General features: G+C 71.1%; 21 protein-coding genes and 1 tRNA gene. 16 read left to right on the top strand and 6 right to left on the bottom strand.

All coding sequences use genetic code 11. From position 1 onward, the window contains the following. The first annotated feature begins 20 nt into the window (after positions 1-20). The 9 genes from JX575_RS08440 (at position 21) to pyk (ending at position 12,643) form a co-directional block, all read left to right on the top strand. Positions 21-221 (top strand): HGxxPAAW family protein, encoded by a 201-nt coding sequence (locus JX575_RS08440; protein WP_186341993.1) that lies wholly within the window; start codon positions 21-23, stop codon positions 219-221. Positions 222-302: 81 nt separating this feature from the next. Further along, positions 303-1,100 carry an indole-3-glycerol phosphate synthase TrpC gene (trpC, locus tag JX575_RS08445; RefSeq protein ID WP_186341994.1) on the top strand — a complete coding sequence of 266 codons (798 nt, stop codon included), beginning with the start codon at positions 303-305 and terminating at the stop codon, positions 1,098-1,100. A gap of 2 nt (positions 1,101-1,102) precedes the next feature. Beyond that, positions 1,103-2,434 carry a tryptophan synthase subunit beta gene (gene trpB / locus JX575_RS08450; protein ID WP_277395322.1) on the top strand — a complete coding sequence of 444 codons (1,332 nt, stop codon included), beginning with the start codon at positions 1,103-1,105 and terminating at the stop codon, positions 2,432-2,434. Beyond that, on the top strand, positions 2,431-3,234 hold the full coding sequence (trpA, locus tag JX575_RS08455; RefSeq protein ID WP_186341995.1) for a tryptophan synthase subunit alpha: 804 nt from the start codon (positions 2,431-2,433) through the stop codon (positions 3,232-3,234). Before trpB ends, trpA begins: the two co-directional genes overlap by 4 nt. Then, positions 3,224-3,823, top strand: coding sequence for an SCO family protein (locus JX575_RS08460; RefSeq protein ID WP_186341996.1), 600 nt, complete (start codon positions 3,224-3,226; stop codon positions 3,821-3,823). The genes trpA and JX575_RS08460 overlap by 11 nt, the downstream gene beginning before the upstream one ends. A gap of 8 nt (positions 3,824-3,831) precedes the next feature. Further along, entirely contained in the window at positions 3,832-4,806 is a 975-nt protein-coding gene (gene lgt / locus JX575_RS08465; protein ID WP_186341997.1) for a prolipoprotein diacylglyceryl transferase, read from the top strand. 152 nt (positions 4,807-4,958) lie between these two features. Continuing rightward, complete coding sequence (gltB, locus tag JX575_RS08470; protein ID WP_186341998.1) at positions 4,959-9,500, top strand: glutamate synthase large subunit; 4,542 nt, start codon at positions 4,959-4,961, stop codon at positions 9,498-9,500. An 80-nt stretch (positions 9,501-9,580) separates the two neighbouring features. Next, positions 9,581-11,065, top strand: a complete 1,485-nt coding sequence (locus tag JX575_RS08475) for a glutamate synthase subunit beta (protein ID WP_186341999.1) — start codon at positions 9,581-9,583, stop codon at positions 11,063-11,065. A 129-nt stretch (positions 11,066-11,194) separates the two neighbouring features. Continuing rightward, complete coding sequence (gene pyk / locus JX575_RS08480; protein WP_186342000.1) at positions 11,195-12,643, top strand: pyruvate kinase; 1,449 nt, start codon at positions 11,195-11,197, stop codon at positions 12,641-12,643. Here pyk and JX575_RS08485 read toward each other — a convergent pair whose 3' ends face one another. Beyond that, positions 12,644-13,384, bottom strand: coding sequence for a transcriptional regulator (locus JX575_RS08485; protein ID WP_186342001.1), 741 nt, complete (start codon positions 13,382-13,384; stop codon positions 12,644-12,646). A gap of 49 nt (positions 13,385-13,433) precedes the next feature. Further along, positions 13,434-13,506: transfer RNA gene (locus JX575_RS08490), tRNA-Leu, on the bottom strand. Positions 13,507-13,547: 41 nt separating this feature from the next. Between JX575_RS08490 and JX575_RS08495 the strand changes: the two genes are divergently transcribed. The 6 genes from JX575_RS08495 to JX575_RS08520 all read left to right on the top strand — a co-directional run bounded on the left by JX575_RS08495 (position 13,548) and on the right by JX575_RS08520 (position 19,289). Next, the gene (locus JX575_RS08495; protein ID WP_277395318.1) at positions 13,548-14,207 is read left to right on the top strand and encodes a response regulator; all 660 of its coding nucleotides are present in this window, start codon (positions 13,548-13,550) and stop codon (positions 14,205-14,207) included. Positions 14,208-14,409: 202 nt separating this feature from the next. Further along, entirely contained in the window at positions 14,410-15,579 is a 1,170-nt protein-coding gene (locus tag JX575_RS08500) for a branched-chain amino acid ABC transporter substrate-binding protein (protein WP_186342002.1), read from the top strand. A 106-nt stretch (positions 15,580-15,685) separates the two neighbouring features. Further along, entirely contained in the window at positions 15,686-16,675 is a 990-nt protein-coding gene (locus JX575_RS08505; RefSeq protein ID WP_186342003.1) for a branched-chain amino acid ABC transporter permease, read from the top strand. Then, complete coding sequence (locus JX575_RS08510; protein WP_186342004.1) at positions 16,672-17,805, top strand: branched-chain amino acid ABC transporter permease; 1,134 nt, start codon at positions 16,672-16,674, stop codon at positions 17,803-17,805. The genes JX575_RS08505 and JX575_RS08510 overlap by 4 nt, the downstream gene beginning before the upstream one ends. Further along, entirely contained in the window at positions 17,798-18,580 is a 783-nt protein-coding gene (locus tag JX575_RS08515) for an ABC transporter ATP-binding protein (protein ID WP_241005394.1), read from the top strand. The genes JX575_RS08510 and JX575_RS08515 overlap by 8 nt, the downstream gene beginning before the upstream one ends. Next, positions 18,570-19,289, top strand: a complete 720-nt coding sequence (locus JX575_RS08520) for an ABC transporter ATP-binding protein (RefSeq protein WP_186342005.1) — start codon at positions 18,570-18,572, stop codon at positions 19,287-19,289. Before JX575_RS08515 ends, JX575_RS08520 begins: the two co-directional genes overlap by 11 nt. Positions 19,290-19,395: 106 nt before the next feature. Here JX575_RS08520 and JX575_RS08525 read toward each other — a convergent pair whose 3' ends face one another. The 3 genes from JX575_RS08525 to JX575_RS08535 are packed head-to-tail and all read right to left on the bottom strand — an operon-like array spanning position 19,396 to position 21,804. Further along, positions 19,396-20,145, bottom strand: coding sequence for an amino acid ABC transporter ATP-binding protein (locus JX575_RS08525; protein ID WP_186342006.1), 750 nt, complete (start codon positions 20,143-20,145; stop codon positions 19,396-19,398). 2 nt (positions 20,146-20,147) lie between these two features. Continuing rightward, the gene (locus JX575_RS08530) at positions 20,148-20,972 is read right to left on the bottom strand and encodes an amino acid ABC transporter permease (protein WP_206054562.1); all 825 of its coding nucleotides are present in this window, start codon (positions 20,970-20,972) and stop codon (positions 20,148-20,150) included. Between the two features lie 7 nt (positions 20,973-20,979). After that, positions 20,980-21,804: an ABC transporter substrate-binding protein gene (locus JX575_RS08535; protein ID WP_186342007.1), complete on the bottom strand. Its 825-nt coding sequence runs from the start codon at positions 21,802-21,804 to the stop codon at positions 20,980-20,982. A 207-nt stretch (positions 21,805-22,011) separates the two neighbouring features. Between JX575_RS08535 and JX575_RS08540 the strand changes: the two genes are divergently transcribed. Further along, positions 22,012-22,581, top strand: a complete 570-nt coding sequence (locus JX575_RS08540; RefSeq protein ID WP_186342008.1) for a GNAT family N-acetyltransferase — start codon at positions 22,012-22,014, stop codon at positions 22,579-22,581. A gap of 14 nt (positions 22,582-22,595) precedes the next feature. Here JX575_RS08540 and JX575_RS08545 read toward each other — a convergent pair whose 3' ends face one another. Beyond that, a complete protein-coding gene (locus JX575_RS08545) occupies positions 22,596-23,051 on the bottom strand; it encodes a hotdog fold thioesterase (protein WP_186342009.1) in 456 nt (151 codons plus the stop codon). Positions 23,052-23,092 lie beyond the last annotated feature (41 nt).

Raw genomic sequence — 23,092 nt, forward strand, 5'->3', positions numbered from 1 at the left:
TCGACGAAGGAGCACCCACGATGGCTGCAGGCCACGGCAACACTCCCGCTGCATGGATCGCCGTGGGGGTCGCGATGCTCGGATTCGTCCTGGGCAGCATCGCGCTGCTGCAGCAGCCCGCCCAGATGACGCTCTTCTGGATCGGCGTGGCCGTCGCGCTCGTCGCCTTCCCGCTGTTCCTCGTGCTGTCCAGGCTCGGCTTCAACGCCTCCGACCACTGACCCCGCAGCCCTGCCGTCCGGCCGGTCCGTCCACTGGGCACCGGCCCGGTCGCGGCTGGGCCCGGGTGAGAGGCTGACGGCATGCCAGCGACCGCATCCGTGCTCGACGAGATCATCGCGGGGGCCCGCGACGACCTCGCACGCCGCGAGGCCGCGCTCCCGCTCCGCGAGCTGCGTGCCCGCCTCGCCGACGCCCCCGCGCCGCGCGACCCGATGCCCCACTTCCGGGCAGCGGGGTCGAGCGTGATCGCCGAGGTCAAGCGCCGCAGTCCCAGCAAGGGCGCTCTCGCCGACATCCCCGACCCCGCGTCGCTGGCCCGTGCCTACGCCCGGGGCGGGGCCGCGGCCATCTCGGTGCTCACCGAGGAGCGCCGCTTCGGCGGCAGCCTGGCCGACCTCCGCGCCGTGCGCGCGGCCGTCGACACCCCGATCCTGCGCAAGGACTTCATCGTCGAGTCCTACCAGCTCGTCGAGGCCCGGGCGGCCGGCGCCGACCTGGCCCTGCTGATCGTCGCCGCCCTCGACGACGACGCCCTGCGCCGGCTCCACGCCGAGGCCACCGAGCTCGGCCTCCACGTGCTGGTCGAGGTGCACGACGAGGACGAGACGGCCCGCGCCGTCGACCTCGGCGCCGAGCTCATCGGCGTCAACAGCCGCAACCTCAAGACCCTCGACGTCGACCCCGACGTCTTCGGCCGCCTCGTCCCGCAGATCCCCGACGACCGCGTCAGCGTCGCCGAGAGCGGCATCACCGGTCTCGCCGACGTGCAGCGCTTCGTCGCGGAGGGCGCGGACGTGGTGCTGGTCGGCGAGGCGCTGGTCAAGGACGGCGACCCCGAGGCTGCCGTACGCACGATGACAGGAGTGGGCACACCGTGAGCGTGCAGACGAGTGGGCAGGCAGGTGGACGCGCGCCCGGGCCCGGCAGGTTCGAGGCCGACGAGCGCGGCTACTTCGGCGAGACGTGGGGCGGGCGCTTCATGCCCGAGGCCCTCGTCGCCGCCCTGGACGAGCTCACCGAGGCCTGGCAGGACGCCATGGCCGACGCGTCCTTCGTCGCCGACTTCGAGCGGGTGCTGCGCGACTACGCCGGCACGCCCAGCCGGCTCTACCACGCCGAGCGGCTCTCCGAGCTCGCCGGGGCGCGGGTGCTGCTCAAGCGCGAGGACCTCAACCACACGGGCGCCCACAAGATCCGCAACGTGCTCGGCCAGGCGCTGCTCACGCGGCGGATGGGCAAGACGCGCGTGATCGCCGAGACCGGCGCCGGGCAGCACGGCGTCGCCAGCGCGACCGCGGCCGCCTGGTTCGACCTCGACTGCACCGTCTACATGGGCGCCGTCGACACCCGACGCCAGGCGCTCAACGTCGCCCGCATGCAGCTCCTTGGCGCCACCGTGGTGCCGGTCGAGTCGGGCAGCGCGACGCTCAAGGACGCGATCAACGAGGCGCTGCGCGACTGGGTCGCCAGCGTCGACCACACGGCCTACCTGTTCGGCACCGCCGCCGGCCCGCACCCGTTCCCGAGCATGGTCCGCGACTTCTGCCGCGGCATCGGCGACGAGGCCCGCGCCCAGTGCCTCGAGCAGTACGGCGTCCTGCCGGACGCCGTCGCGGCCTGCGTCGGCGGCGGCTCCAACGCCATCGGCCTGTTCACCGCGTTCCTGGAGGACGAGGGCGTGGAGATCCACGGCTTCGAGCCCGGCGGTGACGGCGTCGAGACCGGTCGCCACGCGGCGACGATCCACGCCGGCGAGGCGGGCGTGCTCCACGGGGCCCGCACCTACGTCCTGCAGGACGAGGACGGCCAGACGGTCGAGTCGCACTCCATCTCGGCCGGGCTCGACTACCCCGGCGTCGGTCCGCAGCACTCATGGCTGGCCGCGGCCGGGCGGGCGTCGTACACGCCGGTCACCGACGCCGAGGCGATGGACGCGATGGCGCTGCTGAGCCGCACCGAGGGGATCATCCCCGCCATCGAGTCGGCGCACGCCATCGCGGGCGCGCTCGAGGTGGCCAAGCGGCTCGGCCGGGAGAAGGGCCCCGACGCGACCGTCATCATCAACCTGAGCGGACGCGGCGACAAGGACATGGGCACGGCCATCGAGTGGTTCGGTCTCGGCGACGCCGATCTGGGCCCCGATGCCGACCTCGACCGGGTCGAGGCCGAGGCCGAGGCGGGGGCCGAGCTCGACGCGGAGGAGCAGCAGTGACGTCGACCAGCACGGCCTTCGAGCGCGCGAGGGCCGAGCAGCGCGCCGCGCTGATCGGCTACCTGCCCGCCGGCTATCCGAGCGTCGACGGCTCCATCGAGGCGATGCAGGTCATGGTCGAGGCCGGCTGCGACGCGATCGAGATAGGCCTGCCCTACAGCGACCCCGTCATGGACGGCCCCACGATCCAGGCGGCGGCCCAGGCGGCCCTCGACGGCGGCGTCCGCACCTCCGACGTGATGCGGGTCGTCGAGGCGGTCGCCGCGACCGGCGTGCCCACCCTCGTGATGACCTACTGGAACCCGGTCGAGCGCTACGGCGTGGAGCGCTTCGCCGCCGATCTGGCCGCCGCCGGCGGTGCCGGCCTGATCACCCCCGACATCACCCCCGACCACGGCCCGCGGTGGGTCGCCGCGGCCGACGAGCACGGCCTCGACAAGGTGTTCCTCGTGGCGCCCAGCTCGACCGACGAGCGCATCGCGATGACCGCCGCCGCGAGCCGCGGCTTCGTCTACGCCGCCGCCGTCATGGGCGTCACCGGGACGCGCGCGGCGACCTCCGACCTCGCAGGACCGCTCGTGGCCCGGGTCCGCGCCGCCGGCGACGTCCCCGTCGCGGTCGGCATCGGCGTCAGCAACGGCGACCAGGCCGCCGACGTGGCGCGCTACGCCGACGGTGTCATCGTGGGCTCCGCGTTCGTCCGCTGCCTGCTCGACCACCCGGACGACCCGGCTGCCGGGCTCGAGGCCCTGCGCACGTTGACCGCCGACCTCGCGGAGGGCGTACGACGTGCGCGCTAGGACCCTGCTCGCCCTGCCCGTCCTGCTCCTCACCACCGCGTGCGGGGGCGCCGAGGCCGGTCCGGCCGAGCTGACCGGCACGGTGCTCGACCCGCCGTTCGAGGTCTCCTCGACCCCGCTCGTCGACACCGACGGCAAGCCCTTCAGCCTGGCCGAGGACACCGACAAGGACCTCACCCTCGTGTTCTTCGGCTACAGCGCGTGCCCCGACATCTGCGGGCAGGTGATGTTCACCCTCGCGGGCACCCTCGCCCGCCTCGACGACGAGCAGAAGGAGCGCCTCGACGTGGTCTTCGTGACCACCGACCCGAAGCGCGACGACGAGCAGGCGACCGAGGCCTACGTCAGCGCGTTCGACCCCAGCATCATCGGGCTCACCGGCGACCTCGACGACATCGTCGAGGTGGGCCGCAGCCTCGCCGTGGGCATCGAGAAGGGCGAGAGGCTCCCGAGCGGCGGCTACGACGTCACCCACGGCACGCGCGTCTACGCCGTCGACGCCGACGACCAGGCGCCCGTCATGTGGGACCACGACGTCTCGCAGGCACAGCTGGCCGGTGACGTCACCATGCTGCTCGACGAGGGATGATGCTGCCCATGCTCACCGTGCCCACCCTCGTCGGATCGCCGTTGGTGACCCTGATGTCCATCCCGAGTCCCGCCGACGGCGTGTGGAACCTCGGTCCCGTCCCGATCCGCGGCTACGCGCTGAGCATCATCCTCGGCATCGTGCTCGCGATCTGGATCGGTGAGCGACGCTGGGTGGCCCGCGGCGGGCGCCCCGGCGAGGTCAGCGACCTCGCCATCTGGGCGGTCCCGTTTGGCCTGGTCGGTGGCCGGCTCTACCACGTGCTGACCGACTGGGAGCTCTACTTCGGCGAGGGCCGCAACCCGATCACCGCGCTGTACGTGTGGCGTGGCGGGCTCGGGGTGTGGGGCGCGATCGCCCTGGGTGCCGTCGGCGTGTGGATCGGTGCCCGGCTGCGGGGGATCAAGGTGCTGCCGCTGCTCGACGCGATGGCGCCCGGCGTCCTCGTCGCCCAGGCGGTGGGGCGCTGGGGCAACTGGTTCAACCAGGAGCTCTACGGCCGGCCCACCGACCTGCCGTGGGGTCTCGAGATCGACGTCGCGCACCGGCCGAGCCAGTACCTCGACCAGGCGACCTTCCACCCCACCTTCCTCTACGAGTGCCTGTGGAACCTCGCCGCGTTCGCGCTGCTCGTGTGGGCCGACCGACGCTTCCGCCTCGGCCACGGCCGCGTCGTGGCGCTCTACGTCATGCTCTACACGCTCGGCCGCGGCTGGATCGAGAACATGCGCATCGACGACGTCCAGATGGACGACGTCCTCGGCCTCCGGCTCAACGTGTGGACCTCGATCGTGCTGTTCGTGCTCGCCGCGGCGTGGTTCGTGTGGTCGGCGAGACGCCACCCCGGGCGGGAGGAGTCCGTCCGCACCCGAGAGCCGGACGACGCCGACCACGAGGACGCCAGCCACGACGACCCCGGGCCCGAGACGCCGGAGCCGGTGGACGGCACCCGCGGCGAGCGGCCCGCCGGTCCCACGGCCTGACACGGCGCGCCCCGGCGGGCGGCGCCGGTGGTAGGTTTCGGTTGCTCGGGCCAACGTCGTCCCCAGCGGTAACTTCCACCCCCTCGCCTGCCGTGGGTCCACCGCAGCACCTGGTCCGCGGCGAGCGGAGACGACGACGGGAGAATGCCCCTATGCACGCATTCCCGCCGAGCCAGGGTCTCTACGACCCTCGCCACGAGAAGGACGCCTGCGGCGTCGCCATGGTCGCGACGCTCACCGGCGAGCCGAGCCACGACATCGTGGTGAAGGCCCTCACCGCGCTGCGCAACCTCGACCACCGCGGGGCCGCGGGCGCCGAGGTCAACTCCGGCGACGGCGCCGGGATCCTGCTCCAGGTGCCCGACGCGTTCCTCCGCGAGGTGGTCGACTTCGAGCTCCCGCCCGCCAGGGCGTACGCCGTCGGCACCGCCTTCCTGCCCGGTGACGACGAGGCGGTGGCCGGCATCCGCAAGCGGATCGAGGAGATCGCCGACGAGGAGGGGCTCGCCGTCCTCGGCTGGCGCGAGGTCCCCGTCGACGACTCCACCCTCGGTGCCACGGCGCGCAGCGTGATGCCGCGCTTCGCCCAGCTGTTCGTCGCCGGCCGCGGCGCCCGGGTGAGCGGCATGGCGCTCGAGCGCCTCGCGTTCTGCCTGCGCAAGCGCGCCGAGTCCGAGACCGACGTCTACTTCCCGTCGCTCTCCTCGCGCACCCTCGCCTACAAGGGGATGCTCACCACCGACCAGCTCGACCGGGTCTTCCCCGACCTGACCGACGAGCGGGTCGCCTCGGCGATGGCCGTGGTGCACTCCCGCTTCTCCACCAACACGTTTCCGAGCTGGCCGCTGGCCCACCCGTTCCGGTTCATCGCCCACAACGGCGAGATCAACACCGTGATGGGCAACCGCAACTGGATGCGGGCGCGCGAGGCCCTGCTCGAGAGCGACCTGATCCCCGGCGACCTCGAGCGGCTGTTCCCGATCTGCACCCCCGGGGCGTCGGACTCCGCGTCGTTCGACGAGGTCCTCGAGCTGCTGCACCTCGCGGGGCGCTCGCTGCCGCACGCCGTGCTGATGATGATCCCCGAGGCCTGGGAGAACCACCGCGAGATGGACGCCCGGCGCCGGGCGTTCTACGAGTTCCACTCGATGCTCATGGAGCCCTGGGACGGGCCGGCGTGCGTCGTGTTCACCGACGGCACCCAGATCGGCGCGGTCCTCGACCGCAACGGGCTGCGCCCGTCGCGCTACTGGGTCACCGACGACGGCCTGGTCGTGCTGGCCTCCGAGGTCGGCGTGCTCGACCTCGACCCCGCCGCCGTCGTCCGCAAGGGCCGGCTGCAGCCGGGCCGGATGTTCCTCGTCGACACCGAGGAGCACCGCATCATCGAGGACGAGGAGATCAAGGGCCAGCTCGCCGCCGAGCAGCCCTACGACGAGTGGCTGCACGCGGGCCAGATCCACCTCGACGACATCGACGACCTCGAGCACATCGTGCACACCCACGCCTCGGTCACCCGCCGCCAGCAGATCTTCGGCTACACCGAGGAGGAGCTGCGCATCCTGCTGACGCCGATGGCCAACACGGGCGGCGAGGCGCTGGGCTCGATGGGCACCGACACCCCCATCGCGGCGCTGAGCGACAAGCCGCGCCTGCTCTTCGACTACTTCTCCCAGCTGTTCGCCCAGGTGACCAACCCGCCGCTCGACGCGATCCGCGAGGAGCTCGTCACCTCGCTGAGCGGCTCCATCGGCCCCGAGGCCAACCTGCTCGACCCGAGCCCGGCGTCGTGCCGCCAGATCGTGCTGCCGTTCCCGGTGTTCTCCAACGACGACCTGGCCAAGATCCGCCACATCAACCGCAACGGCGACATGCCGGGGTTCCAGGTGCACGTCGTACGCGGCCTCTACCCCGTCGAGGGCGGGGGAGCGGCGCTCGAGGCCAGGCTCGACGAGCTCTGCGCCGAGGTGTCGACCGCCATCGCCGCCGGCGCGCGCATCATCGTGCTCTCCGACCGCCACGCCACCGCCGAGCTGGCGCCGATCCCGTCGCTGCTGCTCACCGGCGCGGTCCACCACCACCTGGTCCGCGAGAAGACCCGCACGCAGGTGGGCCTGCTCGTGGAGGCCGGCGACGTCCGCGAGGTCCACCACGTGGCCCTCCTCGTCGGCTACGGCGCGGCCGCGGTCAACCCCTACCTGGCCATGGAGTCGGTCGAGGACCTCGCCCGCGAGGCCTACTACGTCAAGGTCGACCCGGAGAGGGCCGTCGCCAACCTGATCAAGGCCCTCGGCAAGGGCGTGCTCAAGGTGATGTCCAAGATGGGCGTCTCCACCGTCGCCTCCTACACCGGGGCGAAGATCTTCGAGTCGGTCGGCCTGTCGCAGGCCGTCATCGACCGCTACTTCACCGGCACGACGTCCAAGCTGGGCGGCATCGAGCTCGACACGATCGCCGAGGAGGTGGCCCGCCGGCACGCGACGGCGTACCCGCGTGGCGGCATCTCCCCGACGCACCGCGAGCTCGCGACCGGCGGTGAGTACCAGTGGCGCCGCGACGGCGAGCCGCACCTGTTCGACCCCGAGACGGTCTTCCGGCTGCAGCACGCCACCCGCACCGGCAGCTACGACATCTTCAAGCAGTACACCGACCGGGTGAACAACCAGTCGGAGCGGCTGATGACGCTGCGCGGGCTGTTCACCTTCAAGGACGGCGTCCGCGACCCGATCGACATCGACGAGGTCGAGCCCGTCTCCGAGATCGTCAAGCGCTTCTCGACCGGCGCGATGTCCTACGGCTCGATCAGCCAGGAGGCGCACGAGACCCTCGCCATCGCGATGAACCGGCTGGGCGGCAAGTCCAACACCGGTGAGGGCGGCGAGGACCCCGACCGGCTCTACGACCCGGAGCGCCGCTCGGCGATCAAGCAGGTCGCCTCGGGCCGCTTCGGCGTCACGTCGGAGTACCTCACCAACGCCGACGACATCCAGATCAAGATGGCCCAGGGCGCCAAGCCCGGCGAGGGCGGCCAGCTGCCCGGTCACAAGGTCTACCCGTGGGTGGCCAAGACCCGGCACTCCACGCCGGGCGTGGGCCTGATCAGCCCGCCGCCGCACCACGACATCTACTCCATCGAGGACCTCGCGCAGCTGATCCACGACCTCAAGAACGCCAACCCGTCGGCGCGCGTCCACGTCAAGCTGGTGTCCGAGGTGGGCATCGGGACCGTCGCGGCGGGGGTGTCGAAGGCGCACGCCGACGTCGTCCTGGTCTCCGGCCACGACGGCGGCACCGGCGCCTCGCCGCTGACCTCGCTCAAGCACGCGGGCGGTCCCTGGGAGCTGGGCCTGGCCGAGACCCAGCAGACGCTGCTGCTCAACGGGCTGCGCGACCGGATCGTGGTGCAGGCCGACGGCCAGCTCAAGACCGGGCGCGACGTCGTCGTGGCGGCCCTGCTCGGGGCCGAGGAGTACGGCTTCGCCACCGCCCCGCTGGTCGTCAGCGGCTGCATCATGATGCGGGTCTGCCACCTCGACACGTGCCCGGTGGGCGTCGCGACCCAGAACCCGGTGCTGCGCGAGCGCTACAGCGGCAAGGCCGAGTACGTCGTCAACTTCTTCGAGTTCATCGCGCAGGAGGTGCGCGAGCTGCTCGCCGAGCTCGGCTTCCGCAGCCTCGACGAGGCGATCGGCCAGGTCGACTCGCTCGACGTGGTCGAGGCGGTCGAGCACTGGAAGGCCTCCGGGCTCGACCTCACGCCCATCCTCCACCAGGCCTCCGCCCACGGCGAGTACGGCCAGTTCGAGCACCAGGACCTGCGCAACACCAGGACGCAGGACCACGGTCTCGACAAGGCGCTCGACAACGAGCTCATCGCCATCGCCGCACCGGCGCTGGAGCACGGGGAGCCGGTGCGCGCGCAGGTGCGGATCCGCAACGTCAACCGCACCGTCGGCACGATGCTCGGGCACGAGGTCACCAAGCGCCACCGCGGCGCCGGCCTGCCCGACGGCACCATCGACATCACGCTGACCGGCTCGGCCGGGCAGTCGTTCGGCGCGTTCGTGCCCCGTGGCGTCACGCTGCGGCTCGAGGGCGACGCCAACGACTACGTCGGCAAGGGGCTCTCGGGTGGCCGCCTGGTCGTGCGGCCCGACCGGGCCGCGAGGTTCGAGGCGGCCGAGCAGATCATCGCCGGCAACACGATCGGCTACGGCGCCACGTCTGGCCAGATCTTCCTCAGCGGTCGCGTGGGCGAGCGGTTCTGCGTGCGCAACTCCGGCGCCGCCGCCGTCGTCGAGGGGGTGGGCGACCACGGCTGCGAGTACATGACCGGCGGTGTCGTCGTCGTCCTCGGGCCCACGGGGCGCAACTTCGCCGCCGGCATGTCGGGCGGCTACGCGTTCGTGCTCGACCTCGACGAGGGGCGGGTCAACCCCGAGCTGGTCGAGTTGTCGCCCGTCACCGGCAAGGCCGCCGACGAGCTCAGGACGCTGGTCGAGCAGCACGCGGAGGAGACCGGCTCGGCCGTCGCCGCCGCGTTGCTGGCCGACTGGGACGCCTCGCTGGCCCGCTTCACCGAGGTGATGCCCAGCGACTTCAAGCGCGTGCTCGAGGCCCGGGAGGAGGCCCTCGAGGAGGGCCTCGACGAGGACGAGGCGGCCGCGCGCATCATGGAGGTGCTCCATGGCTGACCCGGCTGCCCCGGCGAGCGGGCACCCCGCCCGACGCACCGCCTCCACCGCCCGCCCGCACGCGAAGAAGGTGAACCAGCATGGCTGACCCCAAGGGCTTCTTGAAGTACGGCCGCGAGGTCGCCTCCCGGCGCGAGGTCGCCGAGCGCGTCCACGACTGGGACGAGGTCTACCCCGACGGCATCGGGCGCGCGCTGCTGCCGATCATCAACACCCAGGCCGGGCGCTGCATGGACTGCGGCATCCCGTTCTGCCACCAGGGCTGCCCGCTGGGCAACATCATCCCGGAGTGGAACGACCTGGTGTGGCGCGACGACTGGGACGGCGCGATGGACCGCCTCCACGCCACCAACAACTTCCCCGAGTTCACCGGGCGGCTGTGCCCGGCCCCGTGCGAGACCGCGTGCGTCCTGGGCATCAACCAGGACCCGGTGACGATCAAGAACGTCGAGGTCTCGATCATCGACCGCGCGTGGGGCTCGGGCTACGTCCGTCCCCAGCCGCCGGAGTGGCTCTCGGGCAAGACCGTCGCGGTGATCGGCTCCGGCCCCGCCGGGCTGGCCGCCGCCCAGCAGCTCACCCGGGCCGGACACACCGTCGCCGTCTACGAGCGGGCCGACAAGATCGGCGGCCTGCTGCGCTACGGCATCCCCGAGTTCAAGATGGAGAAGAAGCACCTCGACCGGCGCCTCGACCAGATGCGCCGCGAGGGCACCGTCTTCCGGCCCGGGGTCGACGTCGGGGGAGACCTCACCGGCGACAAGCTGCTCGAGCGCTACGACGCGGTCGTGCTCGCGATGGGCGCCACCGCCGCGCGCGACCTGCCCGTCCCGGGACGCGAGCTCGGCGGCATCCACCAGGCCATGGAGTTCCTGCCGCAGGCCAACCGCGTGGCGCTCGGCGAGGCCCCGACCGCCGACGGCTCCGACCAGATCGTGGCCACCGGCAAGGACGTCGTCATCATCGGCGGCGGCGACACCGGCGCCGACTGCCTCGGCACCTCGATCCGCCAGGGTGCCCAGTCGATCACCCAGCTCGAGATCATGCCGCAGCCCGGCGAGGACCGGCCCACCGCACAGCCGTGGCCGACCTACCCGATGACCTTCCGCGTCTCCTCGGCCCACGAGGAGGGCGGCGAGCGGGTCTACGCCGTGTCGACGCAGGAGTTCCTCGGCGACGCCGACGGCCGGGTGTCCGCGCTGCGCCTGGTCGAGGTCGACGGGTCGTTCCAGCCCGTCGAGGGCACCGAGCGGGAGATCCCGGCGCAGCTGGTGCTGCTGGCCATGGGCTTCACCGGTCCCGAGCGCGACCGTCCCGAGGGACCGGGTCTGATCGACCAGCTCGGGGTCGACCTCGACGAGCGGGGCAACGTGCGGCGCGACGCGTCGTACGCCGCCTCCGTGCCGGGCGTCTACGTCGCCGGCGACGTGGGTCGCGGCCAGTCGCTCATCGTCTGGGCCATCGCGGAGGGCCGCAGCGCGGCCGCCGCGGTGGACGCCCACCTCACCGGCTCGACGACGCTGCCAGCCCCGATCAAGCCGCACGAGCGCCCCCTCGTCGTCTGAACCGCGTCGGGCGCCGGCCCAGCGCGGCGTGCGACGGGGCCGGCGCTCGACGCGTCGCCGGGAGGCGAGACCTCCGCCGGCAGGCGCGGAGGGGCTTGGAACGATCCAATCTCCGATAGGGTGAGGTACGTGCGTAGAGCAAAGATCGTCTGCACCCTCGGCCCCGCGGTGAACACCCCCGAGGGGATCCGATCACTCGTCGATGCCGGCATGGACGTCGCCCGGCTCAACATGAGCCACGGCGCGTACGCCGACCACGAGGCCGTCTACCGGCTGGTCCGGCAGGCCTCCGACGACACCGGCCACGCGATCGGCATCTTCGCCGACCTGCAGGGACCCAAGATCCGCCTCGAGACGTTCGCCGCCGGTCCGGTCAGGCTCAAGCGCAGCGCGACCTTCACCATCACCACCCGTGACGTGGAGGGCACCGCGGAGATCTGCGGCACGACCTACAAGGGCCTGCCGCGCGACGTGAAGCCCGGCGACCCGCTGCTCATCGACGACGGCAAGGTGCGGCTCAGGGTCGTCTCCGTCGACGACACGGACGTCGTCACCGAGGTCGTCGTGCCGGGCAGGGTGTCCAACAACAAGGGCATCAACCTGCCGGGCGTCGCGGTGTCGGTGCCGGCGCTGTCGGCCAAGGACACCGAGGACCTGCGGTGGGCCCTCAAGCTCGGGGTGGACTTCGTGGCGCTGAGCTTCGTGCGCCACGCCGGGGACGCCGAGGACGTGCGCGCGGTGATGCGCGAGGAGAACATCCACGTCCCCGTCATCGCCAAGATCGAGAAGCCCCAGGCCCTCGACAACATCGACGAGATCGTCGACGCCTTCGACGGCATCATGGTCGCGCGCGGCGACCTCGGCGTGGAGTGCCCGCTCGAGGACGTGCCGATCCACCAGAAGCGCATCATCGACAAGGCCCGGCGCAACGCCAAGCCCGTCATCGTCGCCACGCAGATGCTGGAGTCGATGATCAGCTCGCCCGCGCCGACGCGCGCCGAGGCCAGCGACGTGGCCAACGCCGTCCTCGACGGTGCCGACGCGGTCATGCTGTCCGGAGAGACCAGCGTGGGGGAGTACCCGATCGTCGCCGTGCGCACGATGGCGCGCATCGTGGAGTCCACCGAGGACCACGGGCTGAGCCACATGGCGGCAGTCACGTGGCAGCCGCACACCCGCGGGGGCATCATCGCCAAGGCGGCCGCCGAGGTCGCCGAGGCCGTGCACGCCAAGTACGTCGTGGCGTTCACGACCAGCGGAGACTCGGCCAAGCGTCTCTCGCGCTATCGCGGGCCGATCCCGATCCTCGCCTTCACCCCTCGGGCCCGCACGCGCTCGCAGCTCGCGCTCACCTGGGGCGTCGAGACCTTCCAGGGCGCCCAGGTCGAGCACACCGACGAGATGGTGCGCCAGGTCGACGAGGCCCTCCTCGCCATCGGCCGGGTCAAGGAGGGCGACCTCGTGGTGATCATCGCGGGCGCCCCGCCCGGCATCCCCGGCTCGACCAACGCGCTGCGCATCCACCGGATGGGCGACGCCATCCACGGGGTGGCCCCGGCCTACCGCCGTCCCGGCTGATCAGCGCTTGGGCCCGATCAGGTCGTCGAGCCGGGCGACGGCCTCGCGGCGGGAGACCGACACGACCCGCGGCGCCGACCGGCGCCACGCGACGCCGGCCAGGTCGAGCGCCCACGTGCACAGGCCGAGGATGTCGTCGGAGGCGTTGACGAACTGCCACCTCGGATAGTCGTGGCGGCGCGTGACGCCGTCGACGGTGCGCGTGGCGCGGTTGACCACCCGGCACCCGTCGGAGTGGAAGAGACCGCGCAGGAAGTGGTCAGGGTGCGCCGCCACCACCTCCTCCTGCCACGCCTCGAGCACGATGGGTCGCTCGTGCTTGCGGCCCGGGCCGTGCTGGGGGAGCAGGCACGGCCAGTGCTTCCAGCTGCTCTGGACGACGCTCGTGCCCGGAGCATCGACGGTGCAGACCGCGCCCGGGTGCAGCGAACGCATCAGGCCCGCCACGTCTGCCACGATGCCGGCGAGGGTGGCGTCGCAGGAGATGCGGAGGGTGGTGTGGCTGCCGTGCCGCGAGACGCAGCCGTCGCCGAGGTAGAAGCCGAGCAGGGCCGCGTAGTCGGCCCCCGGCGAGGGTGCCGCGCCCCAGCAGACGGCACAGCCGGGCCCGAGCGTGGGCGGACCGTGCGCCCACGATCGGATCGTCGACCGGGCCACCCCCGTCGCGCGGCTGACGGCGCTCACCGTGGCCCCGGCCGACAGCAGGGCAAGCGCCCGGGTCCGCTCGCTGACTCCGTACACGGACGCCATCGTGGACCGCGGCACCGACAGCGGGGCGCCAGGTCGCGGGTGCCCCGGGTGAGATTCGAACTCACACTGAATGCTGTTTGAGAGCATCGCCTCTGCCGTTGGGCTACCGGGGCCGAGTCGGCGTCGGAACCCTATCCGAACTAGCCTTGGCGTCGTGACGCAGCCCGACGCCGGACGACCCCTCGCCAGCCCCGACGCGGACGACGTGCGCCGGGTCGTGATCGCCGAGGACGAGGCGCTGATCCGGATGGACCTGGCCGAGATGCTCGCCGAGGAGGGCTACGACGTGGTCGGGCAGGCCGGCGACGGCCGGCGGGCCGTCGAGCTGGCCCGCGACCTCCGGCCCGACCTGGTGATCCTCGACGTCAAGATGCCGGTCCTCGACGGCATCGCCGCCGCCGAGCTGATCGCGGGGGAGCGGATCGCCCCGGTGGTCATCCTCACCGCGTTCGCCCAGCGCGACCTGGTGGCGCGCGCGCGCGACGCCGGGGCGATGGCCTACCTCGTCAAGCCCTTCCAGCGCAGCGACCTGGTGCCGGCGATCGAGATGGCGGTGAGCCGCTTCGCCGAGATCGCCGTCCTCGAGCGCGAGGTCTCCGACCTCCGGGAGTCGCTCGCCACGCGCAAGTCGGTCGACCGTGCCAAGGGCGTGCTGCAGGCGCAGCTGGGGCTGACCGAGCCCGAGGCGTTCCGCTGGATCCAGAAGACCGCCATGGACCTGCGGCTGTCGATGAGGCAGGTCGCCGACGGGGTCGTGGAGCACGGCGTGGCCGGGCTGGCCGACGAGGGCGGCGCGACCGCGGATCCCGCCTGACGCAGCCGTTCGTCAAGCGTTCCTCAAGAGGGTCGAGGGCCACTGCGCTCGCGCTCGCCCCCGGTACGGACCGCTTGGTCACGAAACGGCAACGGCCCGCAACTCGGCGGCTGCAATCGTGTCCTGGGCCACATCGCGAGTGTTAGGTTCCCGCCACGAGGCTGCCGAGGTGGGCAGTCCACCGAGAACTACGGAGGGGTCCATGATCCGCTCATCCAAGTCCTGGCAGGCCGTCGCTGCAGCGGCAGTCGCCGGTTTGGTACTGACCGCGTGCGGCACGACCGAGGACGACGGCGAGAGCGCCGGAGGGGGCGGCAGCGGCGGCGGCAGCAGCGAGGCCGCCTGCGACCTGAAGCTGGCGTTCTTCGGCCCGGAGACGGGCCCCGCGTCCGGTCTCGGCAAGCCGATCATCCAGGGTGCCGAGCTCGCCGTCGACCAGTACAACGACGAGGCCGAGTGCGAGGTCGAGCTGGTCAACTACGACTCGCAGGGCTCGCCCGACGAGGCCCCGTCCCTGGCCACCGAGGTCGCCGGCGACGAGTCGATCATCGGTGTCGTCGGTCCCGCCTTCTCCGGCGAGTCCGCGGCCGCCGGCCCGATCTTCGCCGAGGCCGGCGTCGCGACCGTCAGCCCGTCGGCCACCAACCCGGCGCTGTCCGAGAACGGGTGGGACACCTTCCACCGCGCCCTCGGCAACGACGCCACCCAGGGTCCGGCCGCCGCGGCCTACATCAAGGACACCCTCAAGGCCAAGAAGTCCTACATCATCGACGACGCCACGGAGTACGGCGCAGGCCTGGCCGGCATCGTCGAGAAGGACCTCGGCGCCGACGCCGTGGCCGGCACCGACACCATCCAGACCGGTGACACCGACTTCTCCGCCACCGTCAGCAAGGTCGTCGACTCCGGCGCCGACGCCGTCTTCTTCGGTGGCTACTACGCCGAGGCGACCATCCTCATCGGGCAGCTCCGCGACGGCGGCTTCGACGGCACGTTCGTCGTGGCGGACGGCGTGAAGGACCCGGCCTTCCTCGACGCCGGTGGCTCTGCCGAGGGCACGATCATCACCTGCCCCTGCATCCCCGACACCGACCCGGCCGTGGCCGACTTCGCCTCCGCCTACGAGGACGAGTTCGGCGAGGCTCCCGGCACCTACGCCGCCGAGGCCTACGACGCCGCGACGATCTTCCTCGACGGCATCAAGGACGGCGTCACCGACCGCGAGGCGATGCTCGAGTTCGTCAACAGCTACGACGAGGCCGGCATCACCAAGCAGCTCAAGTTCGACGAGACCGGTGAGCCCGCGGACGTCCACGTCTACGCCTACACGGTGGACGGCGGCGAGATCGTCCCCGAGGGCGAGATCAAGTGATCGACCGCTAGATCGTACGCACGACAGGCGCGGCCGGGGACGACGTCCCCGGCCGCGCCGACGTCCACGATCCGACGCGCTGGATACTGCGGCCAGGAGGCCTTGCGTGAACTTCGAGTTCTTCTTCAACAACCTGCCCGGGCTCACCGTGTCCGGGCTCGCGTTCGGCGCCATCTACGCGCTGATCGCCCTGGGCTACACGATGGTCTACGGCGTGCTGCAGCTGATCAACTTCGCGCACTCCGAGGTGTTCATGTACGGCACCTTCGCCATGCTGTGGACCGTCATGGCGCTGGGGGGAGCGGACGCGAGCGGTGTGCAGCTCGTGCTGATCCTGTTGGCCTCCTTGGTGGCGGCGATGCTGATGTCCGCCGCCATCGCGCTGATCCTCGAACGGGTGGCCTACCGCCCGCTGATCAAGCGCAACGCCCCCCGCCTGATCGCGCTCATCTCGGCCATCGGCGCGAGCTTCGTGCTCGCCGAGCTGATGGGCCTGCGCGACCGGGTCGCCGGCTGGTTCGGGCTCGATGACGACCTCTCGGCCTACGTCGGCAAGGCCCGCATCAACAACAGCATCGCCGACGTCGTCAACGCGCCCCGCTGGGAGATCGGGGGCGTCAACGTGTCGAGCATCGACATCCTGGTGATCTGCTCCGCCGTCGGGATGATGGTCGTCGTGGACCAGTTCGTGCGCCGCTCCAAGCTGGGCAAGGGCATCCGGGCCACGGCCCAGGACGCCGAGACGGCGTCGATGATGGGCGTCAACCCGACGCGCACCATCCAGATGACGTTCCTCATCGGCGGCCTGATGGCCGGCGTCGCGGCGTTCCTCTACATGCTCAAGATCGAGACGACGAAGTTCGACATGGGCTTCCTGCTCGGCGTCAAGGCGTTCACCGCCGCCGTCCTCGGCGGCATCGGCAACCTGCGCGGCGCTCTGTTGGGCGGGCTGGTGCTGGGCGTCGCCGAGAACTGGGGCGCTGCGCTCCTCGGCACCGAGTGGCGCCACGTCGTCGCCTTCGTTCTGCTGGTGGTCATCCTTCTCGTCCGGCCCACGGGCCTGTTGGGTGAGTCGCTCGGAAAGGCCCGCGCATGAGCAAGCTCAAGGACTCCCTCTCGCGGATGCCCAAGCCGGTCAAGATCGTGCTCTGGGTCCTCCTCGCACTCTTCGCCTACGCGCTCCCGCTCCTGGAGCCCCCGTTCATCACCACGCCCGGGGTCGACTTCGGCGGCGTGCTCTTCATCGTCACCATGTACATGCTGGTCGCGCTAGGTCTCAACATCGTCGTCGGCTACGCCGGACTGCTCGACCTCGGCTACGTCGGGTTCTACGCGATCGGCGCCTACACCGCGGCCATCCTGACGTCGTACCACGCCCACTGGCCGCTGCTGCTGGCCATCCCCGCGGCCGTCGTGGCCACCACCATCTCCGGCGTCATGCTGGGGGCGCCGACGCTGCGGGTGCGGGGTGACTACCTCGCCATCGTGACCCTCGGCTTCGGCGAGATCATCCGCCTCGTCGCGGTCAACACCGAGTGGCTGGGCGACGCGAAGGGCATCAGCAACATCGCCCGCCCGCCGAGCCTGGGCGGCACCGAGGGCCTGTTCGAGGTCCCGCACCTCTACTGGGGCGACGGCACCGTGCTGCTCGACACCCAGGACACCACCAAGTTCCTGGTGTTCGGCGTGCTCGACCAGATCCCCTACTACTGGATGGGCCTGACGGTCGTCATCGTCGTCCTGTTCGCCGACTACCTCATCAAGAACAGCCGCGTCGGCCGCGCCTGGGAGGCCACCCGCGAGGACGAGGACGCCGCCGAGCTGATGGGCGTGCCGACCTTCCGGTTCAAGCTGCTGGCCTTCGCCACGGGTGCCTTCATCGGCGGACTGGCCGGTTCGCTCTACGCGAGTCGACAGAGCTTCATCAACCCCGCCTCCTTCCTGCTGCTCTTCTCGATCCTGTTCCTGGCCGCCGTCGTGGTCGGTGGACAGGGCAACCGCTGGGGCGTCCTCGTCGGCGCCGCGCTGGTGGCCTACCTGCCCCAGCGGTTCCGCGAGTTCGACGACTTCCGCGTGCTCGTCTTCGGCCTGGCACTGGTCCTGCTCGCGGTCCTGCGACCCGAGGGCCTGTTCCCGCCGAAGCGGACCGTGCGAGCCAAGCAGCTGGAGCACGAGCTCGACGAGCTCGAAGAAGGCACCGAAGGAGAGGAGGGGGCACGTGTCTGACGCACGCATCCTCGAAGTGGACCACCTGACGCTCAGGTTCGGCGGCCTCACGGCGCTCGACGACGTGAGCTTCGACATCAAGGAGGGCGAGATCCTCGGCCTCATCGGCCCCAACGGGGCCGGCAAGACCACCTGCTTCAACGCCATCACCGGCGTCTACAAGCCCACCTCCGGGACGATCCGCTTCCAGGGCGAGTCGCTGGCGGGCAAGAAGCGCTTCCAGATCACCCAGGCCGGGATCGCCCGGACGTTCCAGAACATCCGACTCTTCCCGGCCATGACCGCGCTGGAGAACGTGCTCGTGGGCGCCGACGCCCAGCACACCACGGGCATCGTCAGCGCCCTCTTCCGGCTGCCCAAGCACCGCCGGGAGGAGGCGGCCGGCCACGACCGGGCGATGGAGCTGCTGCGGTTCATGGGACTGGCCCGGCAGGCCGACGAGCTGGCCGCCAACCTGTCCTACGGCGACCAGCGCCGTCTCGAGATCGCCCGCGCCATGGCGACCCAGCCCAAGCTGATCTGCCTCGACGAGCCGGCGGCCGGCTTCAACCCGCAGGAGAAGCGCACCCTGATGGACCTGATCCGCAAGGTGCGCGACCGGGGCTTCACCGTGCTGCTCATCGAGCACGACATGCGTCTGGTCATGGGCGTCACCGACCGGATCGTCGTGCTCGAGTTCGGCAAGTTGATCGCCGAGGGCGCCCCGGCGGAGATCCGCGACAACCCTGCGGTCATCGCCGCCTACCTCGGAGTGGAGGAAGAAGATGCTTCTTGAGGTGGAGGGGCTGTGTGTCAACTACGGGCACATCGAGGCCATCCGTGACATCAGCTTCAGCGTGCCCGAGGGCAGCGTCACGACCCTGATCGGCGCCAACGGCGCCGGGAAGACGACGACGCTCAAGACCCTCTCCGGCATCCGCAAGGTGCGGACCGGGTCGGTGAAGTTCGACGGCAAGGACATCACCCACGACGCCCCCTACGACCGGGTCAAGCTGGGGATCAGCCAGTCCCCGGAGGGACGTCGCTGCTTCGTGGGCATGACCGTGCGCGAGAACCTGGAGATGGGCGCCTTCGTGCGCAACGACCGCAAGACCCAGGCCTATCAGGACGACGTCGACCGAGTGCTCGCGCTGTTCCCGCGCCTGGCCGAGCGGATCAACCAGTCCGCCGGCACGATGTCGGGCGGCGAGCAGCAGATGCTCGCCATCGGGCGTGCCCTCATGGCGCGGCCGCGGCTGCTCCTGCTCGACGAGCCGTCGATGGGCCTGGCGCCCAAGCTCATCGCGCAGATCTTCGCGATCATCAAGGAGATCAACGCTCAGGGCACCACGGTGCTGCTCGTGGAGCAGAACGCCGCCCAGGCGCTCAAGGCGGCCGACGACGCCCACATCCTCGAGACGGGCGAGATCGTCCGCTCGGGCAAGGGGAGGGACCTCGCCGGCGACGACGCCGTCAAGGCCGCCTACCTCGGCGGAGACATCTGAGTCACCCACCACGTACGACACAGGGCCCAGCCGATCCGGCTGGGCCCTGCGTCGTAGGTGGTGGCGCCTCCGGGCGGGAGTCGTCGAGGGAGGCGTCGGAGGAGCGTCAGAGCACCTTCGACAAGAAGGCCTGGGTCCGCTCGTGCTGCGGGTGGGCGAGCACCTCGCGCGGGTCGCCCTCCTCCACGATGACGCCGTCGTCCATGAAGACCAGCTTGTCGCCGACCTCGCGGGCGAAGCCCATCTCGTGGGTCACGACCATCATCGTCATGCCCTCGGAGGCGAGCGTCTTCATCACCTCGAGCACGTCGCCGACCAGCTCGGGGTCGAGCGCCGAGGTGGGCTCGTCGAAGAGCATCATGTCGGGGTCCATCGACAGCGCCCGGGCGATGGCCACGCGCTGCTGCTGCCCGCCCGAGAGGTGGGCGGGATAGACGTTCTCGCGACCGCTGAGCCCGACCTTGTCGAGGTTGGCGCGGGCGACCTCGATCGCCTCCTTCTTGGAACGACCCTTCACCTTCTGCTGCGCGACGGTGAGGTTGCGCAGCACGTTCATGTGGGGGAAGAGGTTGAACTGCTGGAACACCATCCCGATGCGCGAGCGCATGGCGTCGAGATCGGTCTCCGGATCGGTGATGTCGATGCCCTCGACGAGGATCTGGCCGCTGTCGGGCTCCTCGAGCCGGTTGACGCATCGCAACAGGGTCGACTTGCCCGAGCCCGAGGGTCCGATCACGCAGACCACCTCGCCGTCGTCGACGTGGAAGTCGATGCCCTTGAGCACCTCGTTGGACCCGAACGACTTGTGCAGGTCGCGGATCTGGATGGCGGGAGCCGCCTGGACGCTCTCGGTCATGGTCACCGGGCCTTCTGCTGCTTGCGCTCGAGCCACGACACCAGTCGGGTGAGCGGCAGGGTGATCAGGAGGTAGAGGATCGAGGCCTGGATCAGGCTCGTCGCGGTCCCGGCCGTGGCGCTGGACGCCATGAAGTCGCGCGCGATTGTGGTGAGCTCGCGCTGGCTGGCAGCGAAGCCGATGACGAAGAGCAGCGCGGTGTCCTTGATGAGGAGCACGAACTCGTTGGTGAGCGGCGGGATCACGATCCGGAACGCCTGCGGCAGGACCACCGTGGCCGTGGTGCGCCCGGCGCTCATGCCGAGCGAGCGAGCGGCCTCGGTCTGGCCCTTCGGCACGGCCTGGATGCCGGCGCGGATGGTCTCGGCCATGTAGGCGGCGGCGACCAGGATCAGGCCGACCACGCCGGCACCGACGGTGCCGCCGGGCGGGGTCCACCCGTTGAACGCGATCGGGATGCCGAACGCCATCACCAGGACGACGAGCAGCACCGGCAGGCCGCGGAAGAACTCGATGTAGGCGGTGGCGAGCCAGCGGTAGGCCGCCACGGGGGACAGCCGCATGAGCGCGAGCACGACCCCGATCACCAGGCCCGCCGCGAAGGCGACGGCCGTGTAGATCAGGGAGTTCTTGACGCCGATCGTGATGAGGTCGGGCCAGGTGCCCCAGTCGCCCTTGAACGGGTTGCCGATGCCGGCCGGGGCGAAGAAGTTGGCGCGGATGGTCGCCCAGTCGGCACTGAACCCCACCAGGAGGAGCACTCCCAGCAGGACGGCGTAGAGGACCGCCCTGCTGAGGATGCGCTTCGTCGAACGCTTCAGAGCCACGTGCCGATCACTCGGTGGCGAAGTAGGTGTTGTAGATCTCGTCGTAGGTGCCGTCGTCGCGCATCTCACCGAGCTGCTCGTTGACCGCGTCCACGAGGGCGGTGTTGCCCTTCTTCATGGCGAGGCCGTAGGACTCCTCGGTCGAGTAGGTCTCGACGACCTTGAAGCCGCCCGACTCCTGGTGGTTGATGTTGACCGGGAGGTCCTGCAGCAGCGCCTCGACCTGGCCGGCCTTGATCGCCTGGAACATCTCGGCGTCGCTGGGGAACGACACGATCTCCGCGCCGCTCGCGTTCTCCTCGGCGTAGGCCTTGCCGGTGGTGCCCTGCTGGACGCCGATCTTCACGCCGTCGAGGTCGTCGATCGAGGCGATGTCGGAGTCGTCGGCGACGAGGAGGGACTGCTGGGAGTCGTAGTAGCCGTCGGAGAAGTCGAGGGCGGCCTTGCGCTCGTCGGTGATGGTCATCGCGCTGGCGGCGAGGTCGCACTGGGCCGCGTTGAGCGCCTGACCGCTCTGGAGGGCGTCGAAGGAGGAGTCCTTGACCGCGAGCTCGAGGTCGAGGCCGTCGGCGATCTCCTGCACGATGTCGATGTCGAAGCCCTTGAAGCCGGAGTCGGACGTGTCGTCGAAGTCCTCGAACGGCGGGTAGGGCACGTCGGAGCAGACCGTGAGGGTGCCCGAGGACACCGTGTCGAGGCTGCTCTCGCTGCTGGTGTCGTTGCCGGCGTCGGTGGAGTCGTCGCCGGCGTCGTCGCCGCACGCGCTGAGCGTGAGGGCCAGGGCCAGAGCGGGGACCAGGGTCAGGGATCGGTGAAGGGTGCGAGTGCGCATGCGGCGGAGCCTAGACCACAAGGACCGGACCGGAAGATGGCTTTGGCAGGTGCGTCGGCAACGATCCGATGACGCTTGTCCGCAGACCCTTGTGGGGGCCCTCCTGACAGAGCCCTCGCGACGGCGTAGGGTCTGCGGCACTGCCCGAGCCGGATGCGGCAGGGCACGGGGGAAGCGGTCACATCGAGCTGATCCTTGGGAGTCGACATGAGCAGGACTGCGGTGGTCGTGCGAGCGGCCGATCCCTCCGACGCACCGTCGCTGCGCGAGCTGTGGTGCGACATCCTCCGCAAGGGCCGTCCCGACGAGCAGCTCGCCGACGTGACGAGCATCGTCTCGACGGCCTGCGCGAGCGACGAACGGTGTGTCGTCGTCGCGGAGATCGACGGCGAGGTGGCCGGGGCCGTCTACCTCGAGGCCGCCACCTTCACCCCGCTCAACCTCGAGCCGGCCGTGCTGGCGGTCTCGCCGCACGTGTTCGCGCAGTTCCGGCGCAGGGGAGTGGGCAGCGCACTCATGGAGGCGGCCTGTCGCTTCGCCGAGGAGCACGGCATCAGCCACGTGCAGACGGCCGCCGCCGCCGAGGCGCGAGACGCCAACCGCTTCATGGCCCGCCTCTCGCTCGCGCCGCAGGCCACGCTCCGCGCGGCCACCACCGGCGCCCTGCGCGCGCGGCTGCCGCAGGGGCGCCAGGCGAGCCCGGCCGCGTCGAGCCGCCAGCGCATCGACCGGGTGCTGGCCGCTCGCCGGGTGCGCCGCGAGCGCGTCCCCGGCTGAGCCCGACGGCCCGCTCAGCCCTGGGGGGCGTCGAGCAGCGCGCAGGTGATGCGCGAGGTGCACACCCGGCGGCCCTGCTCGTCGGTGATCACGACCTCGTAGCTCGTCGACGACCGGCCGAGGTGGATCGGGGTCGCGACGCCGGTGACCAGGCCCTCGGTGGCGGAGCGGTGGTGCGTGGCGTTGATGTCGACGCCGACGGCGATCTTGGCCGGGTAGGCGTGGATGGCCGACCCGATCGAGCCCAGCGTCTCGGCCAGCACGACCGACGCGCCCCCGTGGAGGAGGCCGAACGGCTGGGTGTTGCCCTCCACGGGCATGGTGGCCACGACCCGCTCGGCGGAGACCTCGACCAGCTGCACCCCCATCTTGTCGTTGAGCCGCCCGTTGCCCTGGGGGAGGAACGCGATGAGCTCGTCGATGCTGAGGTCGGCCAGGGACTCGGGGGGCGTGGGGGATGTCTCGCTCATGGCGCCATTGTGGCCGAGCCGCGGGCCCGTGCGGTGCCGGG

Source organism: Nocardioides sp. zg-1228 (assembly GCF_017086465.1).
Lineage (GTDB): Bacteria > Actinomycetota > Actinomycetes > Propionibacteriales > Nocardioidaceae > Nocardioides.